This is a genomic window from Anaerotruncus sp. 1XD42-93 (genome assembly GCF_009917605.1).
Lineage (GTDB): Bacteria > Bacillota > Clostridia > Oscillospirales > Ruminococcaceae > Anaerotruncus.
On the sequence record NZ_QZEG01000013.1, the window covers coordinates 64,035 to 73,519 of the forward strand.

The window sequence follows — 9,485 nt, forward strand, 5'->3', positions numbered from 1 at the left end:
TTAAATTGACTATGGTATTTTTGTCTTACGTTTATTATAATATCTCCTGTAAGAATAGTCAACAACAGTTTATTATTTGACAACGAAATGAATAGACTGATAGACGGAATGCGGGGGATCAACTTGGAAAAAGTGGTAAAATGGATGCTGCGGCTGCGCGGGCTGGTTCTAATCCTGTTTCTGGCAGCGGCGGTGCTCTGTGGGATCATGACCTTTCAGGTGCGGACCAACTATGATATGATCGACTATCTGCCAGATGAGGCGCCCTCCACCATCGCGCTTGATGTGATGGACGAATCCTATGAAAAGTCGGTGCCAAACCTGCGGGTGATGGTGCGGGATGTTTCCATTCCGGAGGCACTCGACTATAAAGAGCGGATCAAAGCGCTGCCGGGAGTGGAGGACATCAACTGGCTGGACGACCAGGTGGACATCAAGGTGCCGCTTGAGGTACAGAGCCAGAAAACAGTCGAGGACTGGTATAAGGATAAAAACGCACTCTTCTCGATCGTGGTGAGTGAGGCGGAACAACAGCAGACGCTGGCGCAGATCCGGGAGCTGATCGGGGAGGAAGGCGCGATGAGCGGGAACCCGGTCGATACGGTAAATGCCCAGGTTTCGACCAGCGCGGAGATCAAACATATGATGAGCATTATCATCCCGCTGATGTTTGCGATCCTGCTGTTTACAACCTCCTCCTGGTTTGAGCCGGTGCTGTTTATGCTGAACGTCGGGATCGCGATCGTACTTAATATGGGTACCAATCTGATATTCGGGGAGATTTCGTTCATTACCAAGACGACCGGCGCAATCCTACAGCTCGCCTGCTCGATGGACTATGCGATCTTCCTGGTCGACCGGTTTGAGGAAATCCGCCGGGAAGGGTACGAAGCGATCGACGCGATGTCGATTGCGGTGTCCAAATCGGCTGCATCAATCCTCTCAAGCGGCCTGACCACTGTGGTTGGTTTTGCAGCCCTGATCGCTATGCGGTTCAAGATCGGCCCGGACATGGGATATGTACTCTCTAAAGGAATTGTCATCTCCCTTTTGGTGACGCTGCTGTTTATGCCCTGCCTGACTATGTGCTGCTATAAGCTGATCGACCGCACGCAGCACCGCTCGTTTATGCCGACCTTCGAGCGGACCGCACGCTGGGCAGACCGCGCCAAAGGGTTTGTCACCATCTGTCTGCTGGTCTGCCTGATTCCCAGCTACCTTGCGCAGAAGCAGATTTCATTTATGTATGGGATGTCGGGCATGGCGGCGCCAGGGTCCCAGGTTGTCAACGACCGGGACGCGATCAACGACCTATTCGGGGAGTCCGCATCCTATGCGCTGCTCCTGCCAAAAGGCAATTCTGCAAACGAGCAGGAGCTGAACGATGCGCTCAAAGCACTTCCGGAGGTTTCTTCCGTACTCTCATTTGTCGAAAATGTGGGACGGTCAATCCCTGAGCAGTATGTGCCCAAGGAGTCGCTCAAGATGCTCAATTCGGACGAATACACCCGTATGGTCGTGATGGCGCGGGTGCCTCCTGAAAGTGAAAAGACCTTCGCATTCGTTGAGAAGCTGCGGGAATTGGCGGGTACCTATTATCCGGAGGGCTATCATCTGGCGGGGGAGACTGCAAACGTCTATGACATGAAGGATACGATCACTGCTGACAGCATTAAGGTCAACCTGATCTCGATTGGTGCAATCGCATTGATCCTCCTGCTCACGTTCCATTCGTTTACCCTGCCTTTTTTCCTGTTGCTGACGATCGAATCTTCGATCTTTCTGAATCTGGCGGTTCCCTACTTCACCGGGCAGACCCTCAACTATATCGGCTATCTGATTATCAGTTCGGTGCAGCTTGGCGCGACGGTTGACTATGCGATCCTGTTTACCAACCGCTACCTGGAAAATCGGGCGGAGATGCCGAAAAAACAGTGCGCGGCTCGGACGATTCAGGACACGGCGGGCAGCATCCTGACCTCGGGCGGAATCCTGACCTCGGCGGGATTGGTCCTCGGCCTGATCTCAACCAATGGGGTTATCAGCCAGCTCGGTATTTTGATCGCACGCGGCGCGGTGCTCTCGGCGATTCTGGTACTGGTATTTCTGCCATCCATGCTCGCCAATATGGAGCCGGTAATCAAAAGGACCACCAGGAAGCTCCATTTTTACACACTAGCAGAAAACCGGGAGGAGGTGCAGGTATGAACAGACAGAGAGTCCAGAAATTGCTCGCGGCATCTGTGGCGGTTGCCCTCGCTGTGGCGCCTATCGTGGCTTTTGCGGATGGAGATGGGGACGCCCCGGAGTTTCGCGGGATCACCCTGTATGGGAATACCACCACCCTGCCGGGCGGGGAGATCGAGCTTGGGCTGGACGCAGTGGACGAAGACGGGATAGAGAAGATCGTCGTGCGGTTCCAGAGCGAATCGGGCAGACAGCTTTCGTTCACCCTGCGGGAAACATCGGAGGAGTCGGACATCAACGAACGGTATGGCGGCACCCTACATATTCCAGCGTCTGCACAGGCAGGCGTCTACCAGGTGAAATCGGTCGAGCTGACCGACCGTGAAGAGAACATCAGCCGGTATTACTACCAGCGCAAGGATATGCGCCGGTCGGACGACGAGTCCTATCTTTTGGAGGGACAGCCGGCCTCGTTTACGGTGGTACGGGAATCCACCCAGCCTGTTGTGTCAGGATGTACCCTCAGCAGGCAGGAGATTGGGCCGGGCGGTACCGCGTTGCTGTCCTTCCGGCTGGATGGTACCCCCGCTTCGCTGAAAAAGGCAACGCTGGTGTTCCAAAACCCTGCTAATGGGCGCAAGATTCTCTGCACCGCCGACCGGGACGACCGGCAACCGGACGGATCCTATCAGGCGGAACTGGAAGTACCGTTGCAGGAACCGGCGGGACAGTTTGTCCTTTCGCGGATGTCGGTGGAGGACGTAGCGGGCAACAAACAGAGCTACAGCACCAGCACAACGATCGAGGACGATCTTCCGTTGCCGTTTTCCTGTGGTTTCACGGTGACAGCGGGAAACCGGAACAACGCCCTTTCCAAACCGCGTCTGGAGCTGGTGGAAGTCACCCCGGAGGGAGCTGAAGGGGACCACTGGAACTACCGGCTGCGGGTGCAGGTCTCGGATAACGGCATTGGGATCGACCATATCACGGTGCGGTTTGAAAATCCGGCAAACGGGCGGACGTTGAGCAAGGTGTTAAAGACCGAAGACGGAAAAAACGGTGTCTTTACCGGCACGCTCGAGGTCAAAAAAAGTGAACCAGCGGGGACATTCCTGCTCGATAATGTGGGCGTGACGGATCGGGCCAAAAATTATCAGGCGTATTGCCGTCCGGCAGACGTCAAGGAATCCAACCACAAGCTCCCATTGCCGCAGACGGTTTCGTTTGCGGTGAACAGCCGGGTTACGGGTTCGGCGGATGAGACAGCGCCGGTTTTGCATAGTGTACAGGTCAGTCCGAAAACCGCTGATACTGGCAAGCTGATCCGAGTGGACGCGGTTGTGACCGACGATTTTTCGGGTGTGGATTCGGTGAAGCTGCGATTTGAGAGTTACAGCGGAAAAGCGGTTTCGGTTGATCTGGTGCACCGGGAAGGAAACCGATTCACCGGGACCCTCAAGGGGACAAAAACCAAGACAGGCGGAACCTACCGGCTGGTGAAAGCGGTATTGAAAGACAAGGCGGGCAATTCCCGCACCTATTACGACAGACCGGATGGAAGAAACGGGGAGCTTCTCCTGTCCAAACCGGAATTTACCCTGCAAGAGGATGAATAGGGAGGCTTTTTGAAATGAAATCAATCACAAGGCGCACATGGGCGATGGTATTGGCGGTGTCGATGCCCTGTGTGATCGGAACACAGACCTTTGCAGAGGGGAGCCCGACCTCCAAAGATGAGGTGGTCTATGTCAACCTTAACCATGATGGTTCGGTCGATGAAATTTATGTGGTCAATGTATTTGAACTTGCCCAGCCAGGAAAGATCACCGATTATGGGGACTACAGCGCGGTGCGCAACCTGACAACCACTGCACCGCTCTCGCTCCAGAACGGGCAGGTGACAGTGGATGTGCCCGCCGGGAAGTTCTACTATCAGGGGACGCTCAAAACGCGTGAAATGCCGTGGAAGGTTGGGATTTCTTACACGCTTGATGGGAAATCAGTCAGCGGGGAAGACCTTGCCGGGAAGAGCGGCCATCTTGAGATGCAGGTGAGCCTGACCCAGAACCACAGCGCGAACCCGCTCTATCTGGAAAATTTCGCATTGCAGGCAACGATCCTGCTCGATAGTGAGCGGTGCAAAAATATCGTTGCCCCGGACGCGACGGTTGCCAATGTGGGCGAGAACAAACAGCTTTCCTATATTGTACTGGCGAACAAGGAAAAATCGTTTTCCATATCGACAGATGTAACCGATTTCGAGATGAGCGGGATCCAGATCAACGGAATCCCACTTACCCTCAATATCGACGACCCGGACACCGCCGAATTGATGGATAAGGTTTACGAACTACAGGATGGTGCGGTGGAACTGGATGACGGAGCGGCCAAATTGGATGACGGTGTGACCGAGTTACAGGACGGCGTGACCGAACTGAAAGATGGTGCAATCGACCTTGAGGACGGCGCATATGACCTGTTCGATGGGACAAAGGACCTCAAAAAGGGTGTGGAAAAGCTCTCGGATGGGTCGGAGGCACTGACCGACGGCGCGGAGGCGTTCCGGGTTGGGCTGCACACTCTCACCAGCCAGTCGGACGCATTGACCGCCGGTTCAGAGCAGGTCGCACAGGGGCTGAAACAGATTGAAGCTGGTTCAGAGCAATATCTTGCACAGCTTGACCAGTTGATCGCGATGTTTTCCAAACAGCGAGATCAGCTCCGCAAGGCACAGGTGCAGCCGATGATGGATTCGGGCAATCCGCCGGAATCGCTCACCCTCTCGATGGAGGATCAGGGGATGCTGTTAGCGATGATCGACGATCAGATCAAACTTCTGGAACAGCTCCGGGCCGGGTACGCCGCGATTGATGCAGGGATCGGGCAGCTCGCGGGGAGCTATCCTGCATTAAATGCGGGGATTCATCAGTATACCGAGGGGGCTGACACGCTCTCCGGTGCGTATTACGATCTGTATGACGGGATTCGGGAACTGCGCGGCGGCATGAGCGAGCTGAGCACCGGCGCACAGGACTTGAAACAGGGTGCCAAGGAGCTGTATGATGGGACAGTCGATCTGCGCGACGGTTCCGACCAGCTCTACGATGGTGCACTTGAATTGAAAGATGGCACCATTGAGCTGACCGATGGCACGACCGAACTGCGCGATAAGACCTGGGACATGGACACTGAGGTGGATGACCGGATTGACGAGATGATGGAGGAATACCGCAATAAAGAATTTGTGATGCCCTCGTTCGTCAGCTCTAAAAATACCGAGGTAGATGCAGTACAGTTTGTGATGAAAGTTGCGGAGATCGAGGTTGAAGAGACGCCTGTGCCGCCGGAGGAAGAGGCGGAACAGCCCGGTTTCCTGCAAAAGCTGAAAAATCTGCTCCCGTTTGGAAAAAAAGAAAACTGACGGGGAATAAAAAAAGCGCTGTGCAATTTTTGCACAGCGCTTTTGGCAGCCCATTTTTGCATGGGTCAAAAGGCTCTCCGGCAGCGGAAGTCCGATTTCCAGATATGTTGGACTTGCGTCTGGCTTGAGGCTGTCCGGACCTGTGTCTTCTCTCCAAAACAGAGAAAGGTTTTATTTTATCAGCCGCGTATGGCGTGGATGACAAAAACAGGAGGGAAAGCATCTTTGCTTTCCCTCCTGTTTTTAATGGGAGAAAATGAGGTTAGCGGGTGCTGAGCACGTCGGCGAATGCCTGGATCGCAGTGCTTGCCTGACCGAAGTCACGCATCTGCTGGTCAACGCCGAGCTTGATGTGCGGGATATCCGCCTCATCAAGCGCTTTTTTGAACGAAGGATATTCCATCTCCTCGGGGTCGCAGAACTGCTGCATGAAGAGCACAAGGCCCTGCGCACCGCTGTCTTTGACCATCTGGGCAACAAATTCAGCGCGGCGGTTCTGCTCGGAAGCAGGATCGTAAAGGAGGACGTCATAATCCTGCATCGCAAACTGCTGTGCGAGCGCGCGTATCGGGTCGCCCTCTTCGGGTGCATCGACACGGATCATGCGGCTCTCGTGCGCAACGTCGTCTGCCGCAATCGCGATGTTGTTGTCCTCGAAAATCTGGAGCAGTTTGGGATTGTCGCAGATGATGCCTGAAGTGACCACCTTGACGCCCTTCCAGTTGCAAACCGGCAGTTTCTCCAGTTCAGCATTGAGCGCCTCGAGCTTCTCGGTATAGACATCCTTCATCATGAAGTAGGAAGCCTTGAGGACTGCGCTACGCTTGGTCGGGGTGATGACATCGCAATGCTCGTTCGCCAGCTTGACGAATTTGCGGCGGGCGGCGCGGCTCTTATTATAGACCTTGATCGCCTCCGAAATCGCTTCATCCGAGATCGGCGAGCCTTTCAGCTCTTCCAGCTCCTTGCGGATATTGCTGTACTGGCTCATGCAGAAGGTAATGCCGTACTCTTTCGCGCGGTTCTGCGGATGTGCGAGGAAGATAACCTTCATCTTGTCGCCCATCGAGACGCGGAAGTTCTGGGACATCGGGCGCAGGGTGTCGCAGATGGTCGGGGTGATGATCCCGTCCAGCTGATCCATGGTACCGTCAAGCAGCATCTCAAGCGCCAGCTGCGCAATGGTGCAATAGAAGGTTGCGCAATATTCCTTTGAGCGGTTGATGGTTTTGGTGTTGCTGCCCCAGATGCCGAACGGCATCATACCGGCGGCGTAAACCAGCTCTTCGGGCGCAAAATACGGCAGAACGCCGATCGCTTTTTTTCCTGCTGCCTTGCAGTCGTTGAGCTGTTTGGCAGGGTTGGCGGCAATTTCCTTAAATTCGTTCAGCAAAACTTCGATACTCATTGCGCTTTGGCCTCCTTAGCGAGCTTGTTTTGCTCCATCGCTTCCACAAGTCCCTGTACGCGGGTCTCATACTGGGCAGCGTTGAAGTTGCGGGGGTCGGCCTGGTCGCCGTCGAACCCTGCGCAGGGGACGCCGAGGTCTTTGGTAAACCGGCGCTGCATCTCGGCCATGTAGCCGCTCCACGGTTTGCAGCTGCGGTTGTAGTGGACCAGAACACCATCCACCTTGTTGTCGCGGCAGATGCCTTCACGCCAGTCAACACCCTGCTCGATGCAGACCGAGTTCGGCGCTTTGCAGTAGGCGCGGCAGAGGGAGTCCATATCATCGTAGACAAAGCCGAACGCAGGCGCATAAACGACCGCGGTGACGTTGACGCCATTGCCTTTGAGCGGCTTGAAGAGCGCTTTCAGGTCGGGCCAGCAGGGGATACCCTCAAACATGACACGGTACTGCTCGGGGAACGGCAGGGTAGAGGTGCCGTTCTTGACATGCTCTTCGAGTTCCTCAGCCAGCAGTTCGAACGCCTCAGCAGCCTCGACCTTGCAGCGGGCGGTTACGACGTCGGCCATGTGGTTGAACAGGTCAAAACCGGACATCGGTGCGGGCTTATACTGGAGATAGTCGCAGACCTTCAGCCAGGCTTTTGCGGTGCGGTTGGCGTTGGCGCAGACCTGTTTGAACTTCTCTTCATCCCACTTGTTGCCGGAAATCTTCTCAAGCTGGACGATCGCGTCGTCGAACTGGCCGCGTATGTACTGCACATAGCTGTCATCGACTTCCACATGGTTGTTGTAGGGGACGTCGATCATAATCAGCGGGCAGTTGTTCATGCGGGCGATATTCTCATACCATTTGGTCATGCAGTTGCAGATGTTGTTGCAGCAGAGGACGAAGTCCGGGCGGGGTACGCGGCGGCCTTCGTTGGTGGTGATGGCGCCGTTCGCACAGGCCAGGCTGATCCGCGCATATCCGCAGATGTCCGCGTCAAAGCCCATCTCCTCGGCGATCTGGCACATCCGCTCGCCATCGTGCTGGGCAGCGATACCGGCTGCCTGGTTCTCCGGATAGACAACGGCAAGGCCAAGCGTCTCGGCGATCTCGGCCGGGAACTTGGAGGAGGACCAGCCAATCGGACGGCCCTGTTCTTTTGCAGTCCACGCAGCAGCGTAAACGTCGGAAACGACCTTGCGCAGTGCTTTTGTTGCGGGGCTGGCTTCTTTCTTCGGCTTCGCGGCAGGAGCCGCAGCCGTGGTTTTCTCGGTTTCAGCCATGATGATTCATACCTCCGAATCTAAAACTTGGATTCCCGGCATACTTCTCGGTCAGGAGCGGATGCCGGGAGCTTTTTCCGGGAACTGGGAAACTACTTTTTGAGCGCCTTCTGATAGGCGAAGAGGGACGCACCAAGCGCGCCGACATACTGGGTGATCGGGGAGGTGAAGATGGTGTGGCCCAGTTCCTCCTCGAGTGCCTTGACCACGCCGCTGTTCTGGGCGACGCCGCCGGTCATGACGAGCTGGTCACGCACACCGACCCGGTGGGTAAGCCCGGCAACCCGGTTGGCGATCGAGTGGTGGATACCGTTGATGATGTCACATTTGTCGCTTCCCTGCGCAAGCTGGCTGATAACCTCGCTCTCCGCAAAGACAGTGCATGTCGAGCTGATGCCGATTTTCTTGGTAGACTTCGCGCCCAGCTCGGCGAGGTCGGAAACATTGACCTCGAGCACCCGCGCCATGACATCAAGGAAGCGGCCGGTGCCGGCAGCACACTTGTCATTCATCTGGAAATTGATCATCGCGCCATTCTCAATCTGGAGCACCTTGACGTCCTGCCCGCCAATGTCAATAACGGTGTGGACCTCCGGGAACAGGTGGTAAGCACCACGCGCATGGCAGCTCAGCTCGCTCATCTGCTGGTCTACCCAGTCGATTGAGTTGCGGCCGTAGCCGGTTGCGAGGATATAGGACATATCCTCCTTTTTCAAGCCGCTCTTTTCCAGCAGTTCGGCAACCGCGCGGTCGGGGCCGGAGGTGCCGGTGCCGGAGGCAACGAGCGACTTGCAGACGATCTCCTGACCGTCCTTGAGGATCACGCATTTGGAGGATGTCGAACCGACATCAATGCCCATCGTGTAGATACTCATTGCATACCTTCCTAATCTGGGAATTTGGAGCGCCGGACATCCCCGCAAACGGGACGCCCGGCGCGGAATCACGAGGGATTACTGGGGAACTTTGATGAATGCCTGTTTCGGGTCGATCTCCTCGCGGATGATCTTGATGATGTCCGGAGTGGGCGGGTCAATCTTGACCGCTTTGGAAACATCGATCTCAAAGCCGGTATTCTCAATGATATCCTCGGGGGAGGAGGTCTCGTAGGTTGTGTCGTCAATAGAAATGTGCTATAATAGTCCTCAAAGTAGCAGGAGGGCAGAAAAATGGCGAGGGAACAGCATCGACATGATAT

At 55.5% G+C, this 9,485-nt stretch carries 6 protein-coding genes; 3 read left to right on the forward strand and 3 right to left on the reverse strand.

What is annotated here, in order from left to right; translation table 11 throughout:
- Positions 1 to 132: 132 nt before the first annotated feature.
- From D5269_RS07360 to D5269_RS07370, 3 genes are read left to right on the forward strand one after another with little or no spacing between them, the layout of a single operon-like run.
- Positions 133 to 2,208, forward strand: coding sequence for an efflux RND transporter permease subunit (locus D5269_RS07360; protein WP_243126621.1), 2,076 nt, complete (start codon positions 133 to 135; stop codon positions 2,206 to 2,208).
- Positions 2,205 to 3,803, forward strand: a complete 1,599-nt coding sequence (locus tag D5269_RS07365; RefSeq protein ID WP_120483752.1) for a hypothetical protein — start codon at positions 2,205 to 2,207, stop codon at positions 3,801 to 3,803. Before D5269_RS07360 ends, D5269_RS07365 begins: the two co-directional genes overlap by 4 nt.
- A gap of 14 nt (positions 3,804 to 3,817) precedes the next feature.
- Positions 3,818 to 5,608 carry a hypothetical protein gene (locus D5269_RS07370; protein WP_120483753.1) on the forward strand — a complete coding sequence of 597 codons (1,791 nt, stop codon included), beginning with the start codon at positions 3,818 to 3,820 and terminating at the stop codon, positions 5,606 to 5,608.
- Between the two features lie 262 nt (positions 5,609 to 5,870).
- Here D5269_RS07370 and hgdB read toward each other — a convergent pair whose 3' ends face one another.
- The 3 genes from hgdB to hgdC form a co-directional block, all read right to left on the reverse strand.
- A complete protein-coding gene (hgdB, locus tag D5269_RS07375) occupies positions 5,871 to 7,016 on the reverse strand; it encodes a (R)-2-hydroxyglutaryl-CoA dehydratase subunit beta (protein ID WP_016315272.1) in 1,146 nt (381 codons plus the stop codon).
- Entirely contained in the window at positions 7,013 to 8,287 is a 1,275-nt protein-coding gene (locus D5269_RS07380; protein ID WP_016315273.1) for a 2-hydroxyacyl-CoA dehydratase, read from the reverse strand. Before D5269_RS07380 ends, hgdB begins: the two co-directional genes overlap by 4 nt.
- A gap of 92 nt (positions 8,288 to 8,379) precedes the next feature.
- Positions 8,380 to 9,162 (reverse strand): (R)-2-hydroxyglutaryl-CoA dehydratase activase HgdC, encoded by a 783-nt coding sequence (gene hgdC, locus D5269_RS07385; RefSeq protein WP_016315274.1) that lies wholly within the window; start codon positions 9,160 to 9,162, stop codon positions 8,380 to 8,382.
- Positions 9,163 to 9,485 lie beyond the last annotated feature (323 nt).